This is a genomic window from Methylomonas rosea, assembly GCF_024505055.1.
In the GTDB taxonomy this organism is placed as follows: domain Bacteria; phylum Pseudomonadota; class Gammaproteobacteria; order Methylococcales; family Methylomonadaceae; genus Methylomonas; species Methylomonas rosea.
The window spans coordinates 85,397-105,219 of the sequence record NZ_JANIBL010000003.1; the positions used below are offsets into that span (position 1 = coordinate 85,397).

Consider the following 19,823-nt stretch of genomic DNA (forward strand, 5'->3'; position numbering starts at 1 on the left):
TTGATCGGCATAGCAGCCTACCAATTTCAAAAAAATGATGGTCGTCTAAAGCCAAAGCAGGTGAATGCTCAACGAAAGCGCTCAGGCAGGAGCCACCAGGTAAACATAAAAAATCGCGCAACTACCCCAATGGTTCCAGCGCAGTCAGCGTTTCAGTCATTACCCGTTTGAACTCGGCGTAGTCGGCCTGATTTAAACTGTCATGCTTTAGCGACATATAAAATTTCGTCGCGGCCAGTTCTAAGCGGCTTGCTCCCAAGTTAGCGGCGACGCCTTTCAAACCGTGCAGCATGTCCCGCGCTTTTTGAAAATCCCGCTTATCCAGCAAATTATCAAGTTCTGTTAACGTGCTTGCCGAGCTAGTTCTGAAACTGTTGAGCAACTCGCTCAAAAAACCTTCGTCGCCATCCAACAGATCCAGAGTATTACTGAAATCAAAACCGGGCAAATCCCGTAAGCTGAACGACGAAACGCGATGCTCGTTCTTAAAAGCCCCGTTAGCCGAATCGCCAACAGCGCCTTTACCGATCTGTTTGCACAACACCTCAATCAGCAGCATCGGTTGAATCGGTTTGACCACAAACTCGTTCATACCGCTGGCCAGGCATTTGTCCCGCTCCTCCTGGGTCACGCCGGCGCTCAGTGCGATAATCGGCAGCGCTTTATACTCGGGGTTCCGGCGTATCTGTTCGGTGGCGGCCAGGCCGCTCATCACCGGCATATGAATATCCATCAGCACCGCATCATAAGTATGCTCTGCCAGCAAGGCCAAGGCATCGCGGCCGTTGCCGGCAAGATCGACGCTAACCCCGCATAACGCCAAAAATTCCTGCAAAATTTTCTGATTGATCACATGATCTTCGGCTACCAGGATACGCATACCCCGCAATGCGGCGCCGCGCTCGCCAAGCGTCTTTGCCAACCCACCCGCCTGGGTTTCGGTATGTGGCCGCGCCGCCGGCAAGTCGGCTTGCTGCGCGGCAACGCCCAGCACTAACTCAAAACTAAAATTCGAACCCAAGCCCGGATTACTTTCGACATTAAAATCGCTACCCATCACTTGCAGCAGTTTTTGGCTGATGCTCAAGCCCAGCCCGGTACCACCAAAGCGGCGAGTAATCGACGTATCCAGCTGGCTAAAGGATTGAAACAGCTTGGGCAGATCCGCTTCGGGAATGCCGATACCGGTATCCACAACACTAAAACGTATCCTGGCCTGGGCACCGTTTAAATCGACTAAGGCCACCCGCAAAGTGACGCTGCCCTGCTCGGTGAACTTAAGCGCATTGCCCAGCAGATTGGAGAGAATCTGTTGCAAGCGCAATGCATCCCCCACCAAGCTTAAGGGTACGCCGGGCGCAACGTCTATCTTGAAGTCCAGACATTTTTCCGCTGCATACAAGGCAAACAAATTATGCAGATTATCCAGCACGTTATTCAGGTTGAAATCGACCTGTTCGATACCCAGTTTACCGGCCTCCATTTTCGAGAAGTCGAGAATATCGTTAAGTATGCCGAGCAAACTGACCGAACTGCCGTGGATTTTTTGCAGATAATCCCTTACCTCCGCCGATACCGGCTTATTCAACGCCAGCTGCGACAAACCGATCACCGCGTTCATCGGCGTGCGGATTTCGTGCGACATGTTGGCCAGGAACTCCGATTTGAAGGCCGCCATGCTCTCGGCAGCCTCCTTGGCTTCGATCAAGGCTTGCTCCACCCGCTTCTGCTCGCTAAGATCGCGAACCACGCTTTGTAACACCAAGTGGCCGTCCAGACTAACCCGAGCCAACGTCACCTGCGCCGGGAAAACACTGCCGTCGGCACGCCGATGCAGCCACTCGAATTCCAAGTGACCGTTTTTGATCGCGGTAGCCATATATTCGTTCGCCAACTCTAGCGAAGCTCTCCCATCGGCTTGGTTTGGCGGGGAAACCGTGCCTGGGTGCATACGGCAAAACTCGGAAACGGCATCATAGCCGAATAAATCCAAGGTGGCCTGATTGCAATCCAAAAATCCGCTGCTGTCGGCCATCATTACCGCATCATGCGAACTATTGAACAGCTTTCGATATTTCAACTCACTTTGCCGCAGAACTTCTTTATTGGCTTTGGCTTGCGTAACGTCCTCGGCGATGAACCAAATATAATCTTGACCTTCGGTGCCGGCGACCTTGGTACCGCTCAGTTGCAACGACACCGGCCGCCCTCTCTTATGGATGAACGTGGCTTCGTCGGAACCGTATTGTCCGGTTTTCGCCAGCCAATTTAATTGCTCGTCCAAACTCTGCTCTTTATCGGCGGATAAGCTCAGATAATCGAGTTGTTTTAGTTCTTCCGCCGCATATCCCGTCATCCGTTGGAACGCATGGTTGAATTCAACGAACTTGCCGTGCACGTCCAGCAAAGCGATACCTAAGGGCGACAGTTCATACAGGTCCTGAAGCTTTTGCCCCTTCTCCGCCAAACTGATATACGCATCCTTTAAACTTAAGTTTGCCGCATCGAGTTGAGCGGTACGCTGATCGACCAGTGCCGCCACCATCGCCGCTCTGCCGGTAGCCGATAATAGATACACGCTTAGCAGCATGGTAAACAGCAATCCGCCCAGTAACACCATCCACGGTAGCCAGGAGGCATGCGTCGAAACGAAGGTAGCCTCCGGCTGGACAATAATTTCCAGCATACGATTGCCGAAGCGGATGGATTGCCTGGACTCGCTTATACCGGTCTTCGCCGCGTTCAGCGTTCCGTGTAAAAGCGCGCTGTGGTTTTCCGCATCGTAATAGAGAATCGCCACATTCATATTGTCAAGATTTAAACCTTGCATGGCAGCATTCACTAAAGAATCAATTCGCACCACTGTCGACAAAAACCCGCTAAACGTCGACTCCGCGCCCGTGGAACTAGCAAGGTAGACAGGCATCATCAGCAATACGGCTTGATTAGGTTGACCGTCTTGCACCAGTTGAATGGGCCGGGTGACGCTAACTGCTTGACTGGCCTTGGCTTCGGTTAGCGCTTCTCTGCGAACGGACTCGGAACTCAAATCAAAACCCAGCGCTGGTCTATTGGTGGCTAAAGGCTCGATATAGGTGACAGGGAAATACTCGGCACGCTCCTGGGCCTTGATAAACTGCCGATCCGTGCCAAGCTCCTTGATCGTAAAATCCTTGTACCCTTGATCACGGAACGACTGTTCGTAAGACGCCCGCTGTTCGCTCGGGATCTGCGATACCCAACTCAGCGCTTGAATATGCGTATTCTGTGTCAACACACTATTAGCAAAAACGCCGAATTTATCCCGATCAACCGGGCCGGCCGCTTGAAAAAAACTATTTAGCGAAAAAGACGCTTTCAGAACTGCGGAAAAGTTCTCCGCCAAGGCTTTATTGACCGCACTGGCATTGTTGTCGAAATGCAGTTGCAGCCGGCTGTCTTCCGCTCGCAAAACCAGCACGAAAGTCACGATCAGTCCCGCCAACATCGCTACCATAGGCATGGCTACACCCAGTAATCTGGGGCGCCAGAGCATTCTTGGCTCTGCAAACAAGCAAAACACCAGAGGCGATATGATGATGGTTCCCAGACAATCGCCTATCCACCAATTCCACCAAGCAATCGAAATGTTGGCATGGGTTACCACATCGAATCCCGCTAAAGTACCCACCCCGGCGGAGGCAGCGATCAAGCAACCCAAAGGCCCAACCAGTAACACATAGCGGAAAATATTTTTGCCGTTATCCAGACGCGGTACGCCAGGCTCCAGAAAGCGTTGCGACAGCCAGGCACCGGCCAGTGCTTGTAAAGTGCTGCCGACAGCGATCCCCATCGCCACGAAAACCGTCGGCGGCGTCAAATAGCCGCTTAAATCGTACCCGTACAACAGATTTGTCAGGAACGATCCGAACCATATTCCCGGCCAGATTCTGTTACCCCAAAGCAGCACCGCAGCCAACGCAATGCCGGCCGGCGGCCAAATCGGGCTGGCATAGCCCGGTGGTATCGCCAAGCGCAGGGCTGCCCAACCGGCCACGACAATGCTTGCTGTCAGAAAAATATATCGGTAAAAGCTCAAACGCATGCGTTCTCTGTCCAACACACTATCAGAAATGAGATGAAGATTATAGGTCAAATGCTGATAGGATTGGCGGCCAAGCAAAACCTGAACAATCGAATGTTGCAAGGCCTCTCAGCACCCTGCCTGTGGGAATGTTAACCCGGCCCTAAATTCCCCGTGAAAGCTGGAGCTGCGCTATTTAAGAACCGGGGGATAGGCCTTTTTGATGAGTGTTTAGACCGGCAAAGTTGCCATATCGATCACGAAGCGGTATTTCACGTCGCTTTTCAACATGCGTTGATAGGCATCATTGATCCCAGCCATCGGAATCAACTCAATGTCGGAAACAATGCCGTGCTCGGCGCAGAAATCCAACATTTCCTGGGTTTCGCTAATACCGCCGATCAGCGATCCGGCCAGTGCCCGGCGGCGGAATATCAGGTTGCCGACATTCGGCGACGGATGCGGCTCCGACGGTACGCCAACCAGACACATCGTGCCATCACGCTTCAACAGACTCAGATACTGATCCAGATCGTGTTGCGCGGCGACGGTATTTAAAATGAAATCGAAGCTGTTTAAATGCTTTTCCATTTCGTCGGCATGTTTGGAAATCACCACCTCGCTCGCCCCCAAGCGCTTGGCATCGGCTTCCTTGCCTGGCGAAGTCGTAAACAGTACGACTTCCGCGCCAAAAGCATGCGCGAATTTCAGTCCCATGTGACCCAAGCCGCCCAGCCCAACGATGCCAACTTTGTGGCCTTTGCCGATTTTCCAGTGCCGCAACGGCGAATAGGTGGTGATACCGGCGCATAACAAGGGGGCTACCGCGGATAGCTCAAGTTTATCGGAAACATGCAATACAAAACCCTGATCGACCACGATCTGGTTGGAGTAGCCGCCATAAGTCATTTTGCCGGTATGTTTGTCCGGGCTGTTGTAGGTAAATATTGTCTGATCGCAAAATTGCTCCTGATGATCCTGACAATCGGGACAGACACCGCAAGAGTCGACCATGCAGCCCACCCCAGCCAAATCACCCAGCTTGAAATTGGTGACGTGGGAGCCGACTTCCACGACTCTGCCGACAATTTCGTGCCCCGGCACTATCGGAAACGTGGTACCGCGCCATTCGTTGCGCACCTGATGCAAATCGCTATGGCAAACGCCGCAATAGAGAATTTCGATACGCACATCCTCCGGGCCGGGTTGCCGGCGCTCAAAATGAAATGAGCGTAGCGGTGTTTGCGGGTTGTAGGCAGCATAGCCAACCGTTTTAAGCATATCGATCTCCTGCGTTTAGAGGGTGCACTTATTGCCCGCGCTAGCCAGTTAACGTGACCGGACGGGGCAACAGCCAATTCCGGGCGCTAACTCGTCAATTTCAAATACTTCTGATACAGGCTGTCCTTATCCTCGACCACATCCGGATCCTTATCGATACAATCCACCGGACAGACTTCCATGCACTGCGGTTTGTCGTGGTGGCCTATGCATTCGGTGCATAGGGACGGGTTGATCACGTAAATGTCTTCGCCTTGCGAAATGGCGCCGTTCGGGCACTCCGGTTCGCAGACATCGCAATTGATACAGTCGTCGCTAATAATGAGCGCCATGATTACTCCTCGGAAAATTTTTCGGTTAAACGTTGTTTGACCACATCCGGCACGAAGCTGGACACGTCGCCGTTCAGTTGGGCGATTTCGCGGATCATGCTGGACGAGATGAATTCGTATTGTTCGGCCGGGGTCAGAAATACCGTTTCAATATCGGGCGACAGGCGGCGATTCATACCGGCCAATTGAAATTCGTACTCAAAGTCCGACACCGCCCGCAAGCCGCGGATGATCACGCTGGCTTGATGTTGCTTGGCGCATTCGACCAGCAATATGTCGAAACCAATCACGCTGACATTGCTGAATTCCGTGACCACTTCCTGAATCAAAGCCACACGTTCTTCCAGGGAAAACAGCGGCTTTTTGCCTCGGCTGACTGCAACGGCAACTATGACATGTTGGTAAAGCCGGGAGGCGCGGTGGATCAAGTCCAGGTGACCGTTAGTGATGGGATCGAAGGTGCCGGGATAAATCGCGGTAATGTTCATCGGCTTTAGAAACAGGCAAAAGCGGCTTATTTTAAACCATTCGCCGCAGCAAAAGTATCCGATTGCTTTTGCAGCAACTTGTAGCTGACTTCGCCGGCGGTCTTGGCTTTCAGCAACCGCCAATCGGCGGGCAAATCGTCCAACGGCCAATTGCGTTCGCATTCCAGATAGATTTTGGCGTAATTGGCCAGCCAACCATTGGTATCCAACAGCTGGCAGGTCCGGCCGATTAAATCCTGTCCGAACGGCGGATCGAGGAATACCAAATCGAAAGGCTGCGCCGCCGTGTTTAGAAATTGTCCAACGTCTTGCTGGACTACCCGAATCTGTGTCGCCGCGAGTTTAGCAATATTTTCCCGTAACTTCTGGCAGCTGGCCGGGTTGTTTTCCACTTGCACCACCTGCTTGGCGCCTCGGGAAGCGGCTTCCACGCCCAAGGCACCGCTACCGGCGTACAGGTCCAGGCAGCGGCTGTTTAAAATATCGACTTGCAGCCAGTTGAACAAGGTTTCCCGCACCCGCGACGGCGTCGGCCGCAAGCCGGGCGCGTCGTCGAATACGATTTGCCGGCTGCGCCATTCGCCACCGATGATGCGGATTTGGTTAGACATTTTACTTACCGGCACCCACCGTCACGGTTTGCAACAACTCCGGTTTTACCCGGCGTTTGAACGCATCCTTGATTTGCTCGATGCTGACGGCTTCCACATTGCTTTGAAAGGTATCCAGATAATCCAAGGGTTGCTGATAAAAGCCAATCATCGCCACATAGTCTGTGAGCTTGCTGTTGGTATCGAAACGCATCGCAAAGCCGCCGGTGATGTTTTGCTTGGCGGCGGTCAGTTCCTTCTCGCTCGGACCTTTATCCAGAAACTCGTTGAAGGTCTTCAGCAATACGTCCAAGGCCTGCTCGGTCTGATCGTTGCGGGTTTGTAAACTCATCATGAACGGTCCTTGACGGTACATCGGCGCGAACACGCTGTAAGCGCCGTAAGCCAAACCGCGTTTCTCCCGCACTTCTTCAAATAAGCGGGACACCATGCTGCCGCCACCCAAAATATGGTTACCCACATACAGCGCAAAATAGTCCGGGTCTTTGCGATACGTGCCGGGCAAACCGACCAGGACATGGGTTTGCGTGGACGGAAACTCAATATGCTGTTTGCTGGCTTTACCGGGCATCGTCACCGCCGGAATTTCCGCAGGCTTACTGCCGACCGGCAGCTTGCTTAGCACCTGATTAGCGGTTTGTTCGGCTTGCTCACGACTGACGTCGCCGACGATAACCACCATCGCATTGGCCGCCACATAGTATTTTTGATAAAAGCTTTTCAGATCGTCAGCGCTAAAACCAGCCACGGTTTCCACCACCCCCGTTTCGGGATGTGCGTAGGGATGATCGCCATACAGCGCTTTGTTGAAGGCGATGCCGGCCAATTCGCCGGGTGATTCTTCCCGGTGTTTCAAACCGGCCAGGGTACGGGCTTTTTCCCGCTCAAAGTCGGCTTGATTAAAGGCCGGCTTGCTCAACACGGTTTCGAAGGTAGCCAGGGCTTTGTCGAACAAGGCTTTCTCGGTTAGCGTGCGCACCGCCAACCAAGCCATGTCTTCGCTGACGCCGGCCGAATAGTTGGCGCCTACCGATTCGAAGCGTTGGGCGATGTCATCGGCGCTCAAATCCCCAGCCCCGCTATCCAGCAAGGCGGAGGTCAGCGCGGCGACGCCGAATTGCGCGTCGTCGCGGGCACTGCCGGCATCGAACACCACCCGCACATCCACCATCGGCAAGCCTGCTGTGCGCACGTAATAAACCCGGCTGCCTTGCGGGGTTTGCCAGTTTTCGATTTTAGCCGCTGACCAGACTGTCTGGCTCAACAGCAATAGTGCCAAGCCGATGAAATTAAAACGCATGATGGCCTCCTATGGCTTTTGCAGGTTTGGCGGCTTGAGTAATCGGTTGCGGGTCGAGATAAGCGACGGTGAGCGTATCCTCGATCAAGTATTTGCGCGCCACTTCCCTGACCTGTTCGGCGGTGACTTGGTTGATCTTGTCTACATACTCGTCGGCTTTCTGCCAACCGATACCCACGGTTTCCAGCGTGCCTAATTGCATGGCCTGATAGAAGTTGGAATCTTTTTGATATACCGCGCTGGCCAATACTTGCGCCTTGATGCGTTGCAATTCGTCCTTGGCTATCAGCTCGTTCTTCAATTGATAGACTTCGTCCAGCAAAGCGTATTCCAGATCGAATACGGTTTTGCCTTCCGCCGGGGTGGCCTCCAATAGGAACATCTCAGGCAAGCGCGAGGTAAAGTCATAACCCGCACCGGCCGCTACCGCGATTTGCTTGCCCCTAACCAAACGCGAAGACAAGCGCGCGCTATCGCCGCCGTCCAGCACGCCAGCCAGCACTTCCAGCGCATAGGCCTCCCATTCCGGCTTGGCGGTTTTTAACACCGGCACTTTATAACCCATCATCAGATACGGCAGCTTGGCGGGAGCTTTGACGGTAATCCGGCGCACGCCGCGTTGCTCACTTTCGTCTTGCGGTTTTACCGGTTTCAACACGCTGGGTTGCAGCGGCGCGAAGTATTGCTCGGCGAGTTTTTCGACTTGCAGCGCATCGACATCGCCGACCACTACCAGCGTCGCGTTATTGGGTGCATACCATTGCTGATACCAGGCTTGCAGATCTTCGACTTTGTAGTTGGCAATATCGGACGGCCAACCAATCACCGGATTTTGGTAGGGGCTGTTGGTGAATGCCGTCGCCATGAATTGCTCGTGCACTTTGGCACGCGGCTGATCGTCGGTACGCATCCGTCGTTCTTCGGTAACCACTTCCAGTTCTTTTTTCAGCTCTTCGGCCTTTAAATCCAGGTTGCGCATCCGGTCGCTTTCCAGTTTAAAGCTGATTTCCAGACGCGATTTTTCCAGGGTTTGGAAATAAGCGGTGTAGTCCTGCCCGGTGAATGCGTTCTCGTTGCCGCCGTTTTCGGCGATGATCCGGGAAAACTCGCCGGCCGGATATTTCTGGGTGCCTTTGAACATCATGTGTTCCAGCATGTGCGAGATGCCGGTGATGCCGCCGGGCTCGTAACTGGAACCAACCTTGTACCAGACTTGCGATACTACCACCGGCGAACGATGATCCTCCTTTACCAATAGTTTCAAGCCGTTGCTAAAAACATGTTCGTGTACCTTACCGGCCTCGGCATGTGCCGCGACAGCAGGACAAAGCAGCGCTAACGCCGCGAGCCTATAGTTCATAAATCCCTCGTTGACTAAAAGATGGTGAGCGCTTGTGATTATTTTAATAATCAATGGTTCACTGTTATTCTATATGTTTAAAGACCTGCAAATCCATTTGGTACTTGATGACCGACACAACCTCCGCGCTATCCTGGAAAGACTACTTAGAACTCTGTAAGCCCAGAGTCGTGGCATTGATCGTGTTTACCGCCATCGTCGGCATGCTGCTGGCCGTACCCGACATGCCGCCGCTGGATAACTTTTTCTATGGCAGCATAGGCATCGCCCTAGCGGCCTCCTCGGCGGCGGCGATCAATCATTTCATCGATCAAAAAGCCGATGCCCAAATGGGCCGCACCAAGAATAGACCTCTGCCTACCGGGCATTTGAGCTCGCACCAAGTATTGGTATTCGCCAGCTTGATCGGCTTTGTTGCCATGGCCATCCTGACCATCAAGATCAATGTGCTGACCGCCTTCCTGACCTTTTTGTCGCTGATCGGCTATGCACTAATTTATACGGTATACCTTAAAAAAATGACGCCGCAGAATATCGTCATCGGCGGTGCGGCCGGCGCGGCGCCACCGGTTTTGGGTTGGGCGGCGATTACCGGCGAAGTGCATCCGCATGCGTTGCTGTTGTTTTTGATTATCTTCGTTTGGACTCCGCCGCATTTCTGGGCCTTGGCGATTGCCAAGCGCGAAGAATACGCCAAAGTTGCCATTCCTATGCTGCCGGTAACTCACGGCGTGGAATTCACCCGTCTGCAAATTTTGCTGTACACCATCCTGTTGCTGATCTCCACCCTGCTGCCCTATCTGACCGGCATGAGCGGTGTTATTTACCTGCTGGCTGCGGTGTTGCTGGGACTGGGCTTTATCTATTACGCGATTCAAATGATGCGTAAGAAAGACAATAAAACCGCGATGCGCACCTTCGGCTACTCCATTGTGTATCTGATGCTGATTTTCGCGGCATTACTGATCGACCATTACTTCCCACTGTCATTCTCATGAGCTTGTTGACCCAGGAACATCCGTTCGCGGAATTTATCAAGATACTCGGCAAGGGCAAGAAAGGCGCCCGGCCGCTGACCCAAGACGAAGCCTACCGGGCGATGCAAATGATCTTGGCCGACGGCCAGGTCGAGCCGATACAACTCGGCGCCTTCCTGATGTTGATGCGGGTGAAAGAAGAAACCTGCGAAGAGCTGGCCGGCTTCGTGCAGGCCGCGCGGGAAAGTTTTGCTTTTGAATCCAAAGTAGCGGTCGATCTGGACTGGTCGTCTTACGCCGGCAAACGCCGCCATCTGCCCTGGTTTTTATTATCCACATTGCTGCTGGCCGAGAACGGCATCAGAGTATTCATGCACGGCGCCGGCGGTCACACCCAAGGCCGCTTGTATACCGAGAATGCGCTGCAAGCCCTGGGAATCAAGGCCGCGACATCAATTGCCGAAGCCGGCCAACAGTTGCAGCAAGACAATTTCAGCTATCTATCGCTGGAATATATTTGCCCGAAACTGTACGACATGATCAATCTGCGGCCCATTATGGGTCTGCGCTCGCCGGTGCATACCTTAGTTAGATTGTTGAATCCGTTCGACGCCACAGCCAGCATTCAAGGCATCTTCCATCCCAGCTATCGCCAGGTGCATCAAAAAGCGGCATTGCTGCTGAATCAAAAACACATGGCGGTATTAAAAGGCGAAGGCGGCGAAACCGAGCGGAATCCGGACGTTGAGTGTCTGGTGCAAAGCGTCAACGACGGCGAACTTAACGACGAAACCTGGCCGGCCATGTTCGAACGCCGGCATATGAAAGCCGAAGACATGGACCCGCAGTTATTGGCACAATTCTGGCGCGGGGAGTTTACCGACGAATTCGGTGAAGCCACCGTGATAGCGACTGCCGCCATTGCATTGAAGCTGCTGGGCAAAGCCGATGACCAAGAACACGCTCAGCAATTAGCGACCGAGTTTTGGGCGGCGCGCAATCGGCAACGGTTTTAAATCTCAGGCCGACCGCGTTTTAGAAAGCGAAATAGTCTAGCCAGCTTCCAGCGGCGGGTGGCTAAAGTTGGGAATTCCCTTGATGTAATCGCGCTGCATATGCAAGTATTGCAGACCCATCAGCGTGGAAATGTCGTCGTGATCGACCCAAACTACTTTCACCTGCCCTTCCAGATTCAAATGCTTATAATCGAATTTGGCCACTGTGCCGTCCGGCACTTCAACTCTGCCCAGCATGCGTATCATCAGGCCATCCACCGAGACATTTTCGGTATTGAACGCGTAATCGGTGTCGTTGAAGACGATATGCCCGGGTGCGGTCATGTTTTTGCGGTAGGCGCGGCGGCTGTAAAGTAAATTGTCGGTGTCGTAAGACAGGTTGCGAAACTCGATGGCAATTTCAAACCCCTCTGCGGTCGCTTCCGCACGCACCATTTCGGCCTCGCCGGCCAAGCGCATGTCCGGCAGATAAAAATCGACGATAGGGGAAACTTGCAATGCATTAAAAATGTCTTTGATGCCATTGACCTGGGGCTTGACCTTTAACTGCGCCAACAAGCCGGTCAAAGACAGATTCACAACCCAAATATCGTGCTCTTCAAAGCCCAGATATAACAATCCATGGCTTGCTAGATTTTTGCGATAGGCGCGATTTTCGGTCGTTGGCATAATAATCCTTCTGTTAGGCAGGGCTTCCTAAAGGCAAGTCCTTTTTGCAATCTGATTCGTTGGGATATGAAAAGCAGAATAATTTGTCTCGCAAGTCTAGCCGTTTTATCGGCCTGCACAACCATGCCGCCAAAAAACCCGGAAAATATCTGTCAAATCTTCCGGGAAAAAGACGATTGGTACCAAGCGACGTTGACTTCCGCAAGACGCTGGGGCGTACCCATCGCCGTGCAAATGGCCATCATCCATCAAGAATCGAGCTTCGTCGCCGACGCCCAACCGCCCCGACCATTGATACTAGGCTTCATCCCCTGGTTTCGTTCCAGTAGCGCTTACGGCTATCCGCAAGCCAAGGACGAGACCTGGGCGGACTATCAACAAAAAGCCGGCAACGGCTGGGCCGATAGAGAAGATTTTGCCGATAGCTGCGACTTTGTGGCCTGGTATTGCGCAACCAGCAACCGCAAGCTGGGCATTCCCACTTCCGACACCAACAACCTATATTTAACCTATCACGAGGGCTTAGGCGGCTATCAGCGCAACAGCTTTTTAACCAAGCAATGGTTACTGAATACCGCACAAAAAGTCCATCAACGCGCCTTGCGTTACGATGCACAACTGGCAAGCTGCCGACAGGAGCTGGAACAAAAAAACTGATAAACTAGCCGCCCCACTCATATAACGGGAGTTTTCATGAAATCCACGAAACAACGTGTCATCGCCATTTTAATCGCATTTATTACAGGATTTGCTATGTTCTCACTGGCCAACGCCAACGCCCCAACCCCCGCCGAAAACAAAGCCGCCGGGGAAAAATTTCTGGCCGACAACGCCAAAACCGCTGGTGTGGTAACCACCGCGAGCGGTCTGCAATACTTGGTATTCACTGAAGGCACCGGCGCCCAACCCAAAGCCAGCGACAACGTTACCGTCCATTACAAGGGCACCACCATCGACGGCAAGGAATTCGACAGCTCCTACGGCCGTGGCGCACCAGCCACTTTCCCTTTGAACCGCGTCATCCCCGGCTGGACCGAAGGCGTGCAATTGATGAAAGAAGGCGCAAAATACCGGTTCTTTATTCCTTCCAATCTGGCGTATGGTGAACGTGGCGCGGGGCGGGATATTGGGCCTAATGCGGCGTTGATTTTTGATGTTGAGTTGATTAAGGTCAACTGAGTTGGTGTCGCTAGCGCGACTGATTGTTTAGAAGTCGGGTCTCGGCCCGACAGCCGAGACACTTTCTTTTGCTCCGCCAAAAGAAAGTATCCAAAGAAAAGGCGGCCCGGATGCCGCTTATTCCCTGCGCTCCTCGCTTTTGCCGGGGGGTGCCGAAAGGGGCTTCCTGCCCCTTCGTCAACGCGCCGCATCCCTGCGGCGGCCCTTCGGGCTGATCCCGCCAAAAGCTCCGGTGCTCGGCGCGGCATACGGGATAAACCCGTCCCAAAATCGAAGCCCTAGCCAGTCTAAATCGATTTTCAACCTTCATCATGTAGGTATGTTGTTTTAGGGACGAAACACAATCCGGTCATGAAAAAACACATTTCTAGCTAGACTGTCCCTTGAATTGACAGAAAGTGAATATTGTCTAATCCAGAAAAATGTAAAGGAACCATCTAATATCCCGTTTGACATACGAACAAACATGGTCAGCCCTCCAGCATTTCCACCCTCATTCCTGTTACTTCAGCAAGAGGGTTACCTCATCAGTTCGTGCCTAGCGACGGGCTTATCAGAACTTCGGCGTGCCCACGTCCATAACAAAGGAGCCTTCTACGCAGCACTGTTGAATATATCGGTCGGGTTAGAACGACTGATGAAAGCAATCATCATCATGGATCACATGATGATGAACCAACTTGCAGTTCCGTCTCGAAAGAAATTGAAAGAATACGGTCACGACATTGTCGGCCTGTATACTTCATGTGTCTCAATTTCAGCAGCAGAAAACTCGAAACTCACTCCAATTCAAAACCTTGAGCCAATAACTGCGGAGATTCTGGCTTTACTAAACGACTTTGCACAAACAACCAGATATCACAACCTAGACGCCTTGAGCAGGCTTCAAACACAGACAGATCCTCTTGAGCACTGGAACAATGTGATGACGTCCATTCTCAGGAAGGATGTATCCAAAACGAAGCAGGACCGGATACTCTCACAAGCAAACGCAGTATCCAGCGCGCTTGCAGAGAAAGCTATTACTTTAATGCAAGGACTAGACAAACAGTCTCTCACGACGGAGCAAGCACTGGCACTGCCCGAACTTCATGATCAAGCGGTTCGCTACGCCGTCCTCTACATAATGAAGATGCTTACAGAACTACGCGACCTAACATCCGACGTTAGCCACAAGGCGTATGCGTGCGGAGGCCGAGAGCCTCCATTTCCTCAAATGCAAGAGTTTCTCGAATGGATTTGGGACGATAGAGCCTATGTACTTAGAAAGAAAAAATGGCCTTAGAGCCTTAGAACCGATTAGCGGAGCGTAATCGGACGCATGTTGGATTACGCTGCTCTGCGTTGTCGCCAATAAGCCAAACGATGCCCGGTATTTCCTTCGTTCCTCCGAATACGCTTCGCTATTCGGAGCTACTCCCCTTAGGCTACATTTTTGCAAACTCAAATTCTGCAAATCGCGCGAGGGTTTTCTCCCGTATGCCGCGCCGAGCACCGGAGCTTTTGAACGGATCAGCCCGCTAGGGGCGCCGCAGGGATGCGGCGCGTTGCCGAAGGGGCAGGAAGCCCCTTTCGGCAATCCCGTTCAAAAGCGAGGAACGCAGGAAACAAGCGGCATTCGGGCCGCCTTTTCTTTGGATACTTTCTTTTGGCCAAGCACAAATTCGTCTGGAACGAATTTGAACAGCCGATAGGCTGGCCCGAAGGGCGAAAACCAGGGAGGGTTTTCGTAACGAAAGTATCTCGCCTGTCGGTGCGAGAACCGACTTCTAAAACACCCGTCGCGTCAGCGACACAAACCCAACAAGCTTAACCAAAACAAACACCGCTACGCCAATTTCCCCGCAAACAACCACTCCGAATACGCCTGCTCCCGTAACAAAATAGTTTCGTTTTTAATATCCTTAAGCTTTTTCACCAGTACCTTGCCGGTTTCCGGAAAGAAGTAGACCTTGCGGGGATAAATATCCAGCATGTCGTCCGCGACGACCGGAATGTTCCGACTGGCCAGATAACCACGCAAGAATTGCGCGCTGCGGGCGCCGACATTATCGCGCTTCAGACCGTTAAGAATATTACCGCCACCAAACACCTTGGCTTCCAGATCAGCCGCTTGCGCGCCCATATTGACCAGATGATTGATGAACTTGTCCATGCCGGCATTGGCTATGTTCTCCATGCGTTGGTCTTCGTTCACGTTAGCCACCATGAAGTGATACATCCCGCCTATGCCCTGGCGACGATCACGGATACAGGCAGTAACGCAGGACCCCAACACGGTGACGATCACTTCCGCGGATTTGATAACGCAATACTCGCCGGGCGTTATCTTGAAGGCGCGGATGCGCTGGTGGGGATCGTAGTAGGTTTCGGAGCGTTTTTGCGGATACATAGCCACGGCCGTGTTAAATGTTGTGGGAAGTTAATCTGTCGAATGTCCTGGTGCCAATACATATTTAGCAAGAATTCGGCCAATACAAAATTCGGCTGCCACCTCAAATCTTTAGCAATTCATTGCCGCACACTGTCGGGACGATTGTAAAACGCTTCGACACATCGCTGAGGATTTACCGGCCATAACAAGGCTTGGACCGGCATCGGAGCAAGGATCGCCACACGAGTCCGCACCTAGGCCGTTTTGGTGCACGCTGCTCAGGATTGGCGCATGGCTGCTTTGCGTCAGACAAACTGCAACACGAGCCGTCGCACCAGTAATACGCCCCCAGCAAACTCGAGACCTTGGTGAATAATTCCGTTAAACTCCTTGTAAGCACCTCAGTTCAAACTCTATCGACAGGGCGCCGCAACATTACCCCAAAGGCACTTACCATGAACACCCTAGACTTCTCGGAAACGAGAGCACTACGTTTTGCGCTGGCACCGCTACTGGTATATAGCATGGCGTTGGCGATTCTGGAATTCGGCGGATTGGGGTTCACAGCAGTAGCCGAAACACTCCACCCGCAACTAAATACCCCGGCCGAGTTATCATCCGCCACGTTCAATATAAACCATGCTCGCGTTACCTGGTTGTCAGCGGTGTTGCTATTCGGCGCGTTGGCAATTGCCGTGATGGCGACCAGTATTATAATCATGCGCTCGGTCTTGTCCGCACAGGGATTCATGAGCTTCCTGTTGGCCGGCGCGACATTATCCGTGGTCGGGCTGGCCCAGCTCTGGGCCAGCACCGTGCCTGATTCGAACCTCGGGCTGATTTTTAGAATTACCCATGCCGGCCTACACAATTCCGCTCGTTTTACCGAAACCGATCTGGCCTCCATCACCACTCTGGTTACGCTAGTGAATGTATTGGCGGCGATTGCACCGATTTTCGTCATGCTGGCCGGCTGTAGTTTGTTAACCGAACTCTCGCATAGTAAAACAACCGATCCCAGACGATTTCTACGTCGGCGCATGACCCAATTGAAAACCCTAACCGACTTGGGTTCGGCTTTGTTGGTGGCGGGTGCGTTGCATATGCTGGTTTGGCTGCGTTGGCCCATCGCGTTTACCGCGGACCCCGCCATACAGAAAGCCTTAGGCGAATGGGCGCTATCCGTCACGCTGTATTGCGGCACCGCATACTCACTGATGATCGCCGCATTTTACATTCCCTGCTCCTGGGCACTCACTATAAAGGCGGAAGGCTCCTTGCAGCAGGCGCTGCCGGACTGGTCGGAATCCGAGTTGGCCGACTGGCTGGACAAATTCGGCTTTTCCAGCGCCCCCATCCGGCAACTTCCCCAAATCGTCGCGACATTGGCGCCAATGCTGGCCGGGCCAATAGGTTCGGCTATCAGCAGCTTGGGCAGCAAAGTAGGCTGAGTGCAGACAGCCGGCTTGCCTATTATCCACGCGCTATCACGCTTGCACCGGAATGACCACCACCGGGAAGTTAAGGGCCGGGGATAAAAATATCCGCCTCAGTAGCGGGACATTTTAGTATCCTAGCCAACCATTCCGCACTCAGCCGTAAATCATGACCCAATACCCACTCTTCGCCACCACGCCCAAAGCGATGGAAGGCATTCTTGCCAACGAAATCAAAGCTCTGGGCGGCCAAAACGTTCGCGAAAAAATGGCCGGCGTTTCTTTCGATGGCGATCTGGCCTTGGCTTACCGGGTCTGTTTGTGGTCGCGTACCGCCAACCGGGTGTTTCTGCCCTTGAGCAGCTTCGAGGTCAAATCCCAGCAGGATTTGTACGACGGTGTGAAAAAGATCAACTGGTTCGAACATATCAAGCCCGACGACAGCCTGGCGGTCTCGTTTAGCAGCAAAAACAACCCGGCCATCAACAACACCCATTTCGGTGCCTTGAAGGTCAAGGACGCCATCGTCGATCAGATGCGCGCCAAGTTCAACAAACGACCCAATATCGACACGGATCGGCCCAGCATTCGCGTCAACGTTTATCTACATAACGAAACCGCACAACTGAGCCTGGACTTATCCGGCGAGAGTTTGCACAGACGCGGCTATCGCGATGTCAACATCGCCGCGCCGATCAAGGAAAACCTGGCGGCGGCCATTTTGCTGCGCGCCGGCTGGCCGAAAATTGCCGAACAAGGCGGTTCGCTGCTTGATCCGATGTGCGGCTCCGGCACTATGCTGCTTGAAGGGGCGATGATCGCCGCCGATTATGCACCGGGCTTACAGCGCGACTACTTTGGCTTTCTGGGCTGGAAGAAACACGATGCCGCGCTGTGGCAAAGCCTGTTGGATGAAGCCAAGCAACGCCGCGACATCGGCTTGAGCAAAATGCCGGTCATCGTCGGTTTCGATCAGGACCGGCGTACCGTAGTGGCAGCCTTGCAGCATGTCGAAAACGCCGGTCTGGCCGGCAAGATTCATATCGAACGGCGCGACATCGCCGATGCGACAGCCGCGGAAAGTTGGCCCAAAGGTTTGATCGCCTGCAATCCGCCTTATGGTGAAAGGCTGGGCGACGAGGCGGAAACCTCCGAGTTGTATCGCCGCTTTGGCGAGGTGCTGAAACAACGTTTCGTCGGCTGGCAAGTAGCGATGATCATCAGCAACCCGGAGCTGGGTTTCAGGTTGGGCGTACGTTCGCAAAAGCCGATTACCTTGTTCAACGGCGCGCTGGAGTGCAAATTGCTGCGCTTCAATATCGAAGAGCAGACCTTCTTCGAACCCAAAGCCAAATCCCAGCAGGAACGCATAGCCCAAATCAGCCGGCGTACCGAAACCGAACAGCCGGATAATCAGGCGGAAATGTTCGCCAACCGCTTGCGCAAGAATCTGAAAAAAATCGGCAAATGGGCCAAGCAAAACCATATCAGTTGCTACCGGTTGTACGACGCCGATTTGCCGGAATACGCGGTGGCGGTGGATGTTTATCAGGGCGAGCAGACCTGGGTCAACGTCCAGGAATACGAGTCGCCGAAAACCATCGATCCGGCCAAGGCCAATCAACGTCTAGCCGGGGCGATGGTGGAAATCCCCAAGGTATTGAACATACCGAAGGAGCAGGTGTTTTTAAAAATCCGCCGTAAGCAGAAAAGTACCGATCAATACGAAAAACAGGGCGAGTCCGGCCGCTTCCATGTGGTCGAGGAAGGCGGCTGCAAGTTTTGGGTGAATTTCGAAGATTATCTGGATACCGGCCTGTTCCTGGATCATCGACCGATACGGTTGTTGATCCAAAAGCAAGCCAAGGGCAGGCGCTTCCTGAACCTGTTTGCCTATACCGGCAGTGCCAGCGTGCATGCGGCGGTCGGCGGCGCGGTGTCCAGCGTCACGGTTGACATGTCCAATACCTATCTGGATTGGGCCAAGCGCAATTTCGACCTGAATGGGATTCAAGGCGACCACAAGTTAGTGCGCGCGAATTGTGTGGAATGGCTGGCGGAACAAGCCGCCGCCAAAGACAAGCCGCAATTCGATTTGATCTTTCTCGATCCGCCGACTTTTTCCAATTCCAAAAAAATGGACGAAGCCTTTGATATTCAGAACGATCATCTGCACTTGCTGCGCAGTGCCGTCGCGCTGCTGGCAGCGGACGGCGTGCTGTATTTTTCCACCAACTTCCGCCGCTTCAAACTGGACAGGCAAGCCTTGGCGGATTTGCAAATAGAAGACATCAGCGCGCAAACCATTCCGGAGGATTTCGCCCGCGATCAAAAAATTCATTATTGCTGGAGGATTACACGATGAGCGAGTGTTTGCACATCATCGTCAAGGGCCGGGTACAGGGCGTGTATTTTCGCGCCTATACCCAAAAGCAGGCGGTGAAGTTGAATGTGAAAGGTTTTGTCAGAAATCTGGCCGACGGCAGTGTCGAAATCGTCGCCAGCGGCCATCCGGACGAACTACAAAAGCTGGTAGCATGGTGTCATAAGGGGCCGATATTGGCCAAGGTTAGCGAAGTAATCACCACCCCGTATGAGGTGGACGAGCATTTTGAGATGTTTGAGGTTAGGTAGGTGCTCTAATGTCGGGCGACATTTTGATTCGCTCCACTTAACATCTACTTCTCAATCTTTAACCTGGCAACCGGTTACCTGCTACTTATCTATGCAAACAACT

General features: G+C 53.0%; 17 protein-coding genes. 8 read left to right on the forward strand and 9 right to left on the reverse strand.

Going from position 1 to position 19,823, the window contains the following annotated elements:
* Positions 1–121: 121 nt before the first annotated feature.
* The 7 genes from NP589_RS01885 to NP589_RS01915 all read right to left on the reverse strand — a co-directional run bounded on the left by NP589_RS01885 (position 122) and on the right by NP589_RS01915 (position 9,435).
* Positions 122–4,084 carry a CHASE domain-containing protein gene (locus NP589_RS01885; RefSeq protein ID WP_256605433.1) on the reverse strand — a complete coding sequence of 1,321 codons (3,963 nt, stop codon included), beginning with the start codon at positions 4,082–4,084 and terminating at the stop codon, positions 122–124.
* 210 nt (positions 4,085–4,294) lie between these two features.
* Positions 4,295–5,344 (reverse strand): NAD(P)-dependent alcohol dehydrogenase, encoded by a 1,050-nt coding sequence (locus NP589_RS01890; protein WP_256605434.1) that lies wholly within the window; start codon positions 5,342–5,344, stop codon positions 4,295–4,297.
* 86 nt (positions 5,345–5,430) lie between these two features.
* Positions 5,431–5,676, reverse strand: a complete 246-nt coding sequence (locus NP589_RS01895; RefSeq protein ID WP_020484474.1) for a YfhL family 4Fe-4S dicluster ferredoxin — start codon at positions 5,674–5,676, stop codon at positions 5,431–5,433.
* Positions 5,677–5,678: 2 nt separating this feature from the next.
* Positions 5,679–6,164 carry a pantetheine-phosphate adenylyltransferase gene (coaD, locus tag NP589_RS01900; protein ID WP_064037190.1) on the reverse strand — a complete coding sequence of 162 codons (486 nt, stop codon included), beginning with the start codon at positions 6,162–6,164 and terminating at the stop codon, positions 5,679–5,681.
* A 26-nt stretch (positions 6,165–6,190) separates the two neighbouring features.
* Entirely contained in the window at positions 6,191–6,775 is a 585-nt protein-coding gene (gene rsmD / locus NP589_RS01905; RefSeq protein ID WP_256605435.1) for a 16S rRNA (guanine(966)-N(2))-methyltransferase RsmD, read from the reverse strand.
* Position 6,776: 1 nt separating this feature from the next.
* Positions 6,777–8,075: a M16 family metallopeptidase gene (locus NP589_RS01910; RefSeq protein WP_256605436.1), complete on the reverse strand. Its 1,299-nt coding sequence runs from the start codon at positions 8,073–8,075 to the stop codon at positions 6,777–6,779.
* Positions 8,065–9,435: a M16 family metallopeptidase gene (locus NP589_RS01915; protein ID WP_256605437.1), complete on the reverse strand. Its 1,371-nt coding sequence runs from the start codon at positions 9,433–9,435 to the stop codon at positions 8,065–8,067. The genes NP589_RS01910 and NP589_RS01915 overlap by 11 nt, the downstream gene beginning before the upstream one ends.
* A 107-nt stretch (positions 9,436–9,542) precedes the next feature.
* Between NP589_RS01915 and cyoE the strand changes: the two genes are divergently transcribed.
* Both cyoE and NP589_RS01925 read left to right on the forward strand, forming a co-directional pair.
* Positions 9,543–10,433, forward strand: coding sequence for a heme o synthase (gene cyoE / locus NP589_RS01920; protein WP_256605438.1), 891 nt, complete (start codon positions 9,543–9,545; stop codon positions 10,431–10,433).
* Positions 10,430–11,428 carry a glycosyl transferase family protein gene (locus NP589_RS01925; RefSeq protein WP_256605439.1) on the forward strand — a complete coding sequence of 333 codons (999 nt, stop codon included), beginning with the start codon at positions 10,430–10,432 and terminating at the stop codon, positions 11,426–11,428. The genes cyoE and NP589_RS01925 overlap by 4 nt, the downstream gene beginning before the upstream one ends.
* Positions 11,429–11,464: 36 nt before the next feature.
* Here the strand turns inward: NP589_RS01925 and NP589_RS01930 are convergent, their stop codons facing one another.
* On the reverse strand, positions 11,465–12,097 hold the full coding sequence (locus tag NP589_RS01930) for a PilZ domain-containing protein (RefSeq protein WP_256605440.1): 633 nt from the start codon (positions 12,095–12,097) through the stop codon (positions 11,465–11,467).
* Between the two features lie 66 nt (positions 12,098–12,163).
* On the opposite strand from NP589_RS01930, the gene NP589_RS01935 reads away from it, so the two are divergent.
* From NP589_RS01935 to NP589_RS01945, 3 genes are all read left to right on the forward strand, one after another.
* The gene (locus tag NP589_RS01935; RefSeq protein WP_256605441.1) at positions 12,164–12,754 is read left to right on the forward strand and encodes a transglycosylase SLT domain-containing protein; all 591 of its coding nucleotides are present in this window, start codon (positions 12,164–12,166) and stop codon (positions 12,752–12,754) included.
* Positions 12,755–12,790: 36 nt separating this feature from the next.
* Positions 12,791–13,276: an FKBP-type peptidyl-prolyl cis-trans isomerase gene (locus NP589_RS01940; RefSeq protein WP_256605442.1), complete on the forward strand. Its 486-nt coding sequence runs from the start codon at positions 12,791–12,793 to the stop codon at positions 13,274–13,276.
* Between the two features lie 637 nt (positions 13,277–13,913).
* Positions 13,914–14,561 (forward strand): hypothetical protein, encoded by a 648-nt coding sequence (locus NP589_RS01945; protein ID WP_256605443.1) that lies wholly within the window; start codon positions 13,914–13,916, stop codon positions 14,559–14,561.
* A 543-nt stretch (positions 14,562–15,104) separates the two neighbouring features.
* Here the strand turns inward: NP589_RS01945 and NP589_RS01950 are convergent.
* A complete protein-coding gene (locus NP589_RS01950) occupies positions 15,105–15,668 on the reverse strand; it encodes a chemoreceptor glutamine deamidase CheD (RefSeq protein ID WP_256605444.1) in 564 nt (187 codons plus the stop codon).
* 437 nt (positions 15,669–16,105) lie between these two features.
* On the opposite strand from NP589_RS01950, the gene NP589_RS01955 reads away from it, so the two are divergent.
* From NP589_RS01955 to yccX, 3 genes are all read left to right on the forward strand, one after another.
* Positions 16,106–17,101, forward strand: a complete 996-nt coding sequence (locus NP589_RS01955) for a hypothetical protein (RefSeq protein ID WP_256605445.1) — start codon at positions 16,106–16,108, stop codon at positions 17,099–17,101.
* A gap of 154 nt (positions 17,102–17,255) precedes the next feature.
* Positions 17,256–19,451 (forward strand): bifunctional 23S rRNA (guanine(2069)-N(7))-methyltransferase RlmK/23S rRNA (guanine(2445)-N(2))-methyltransferase RlmL, encoded by a 2,196-nt coding sequence (gene rlmKL / locus NP589_RS01960; protein ID WP_256605446.1) that lies wholly within the window; start codon positions 17,256–17,258, stop codon positions 19,449–19,451.
* Entirely contained in the window at positions 19,448–19,720 is a 273-nt protein-coding gene (yccX, locus tag NP589_RS01965) for an acylphosphatase (protein ID WP_256605447.1), read from the forward strand. Before rlmKL ends, yccX begins: the two co-directional genes overlap by 4 nt.
* Positions 19,721–19,823 lie beyond the last annotated feature (103 nt).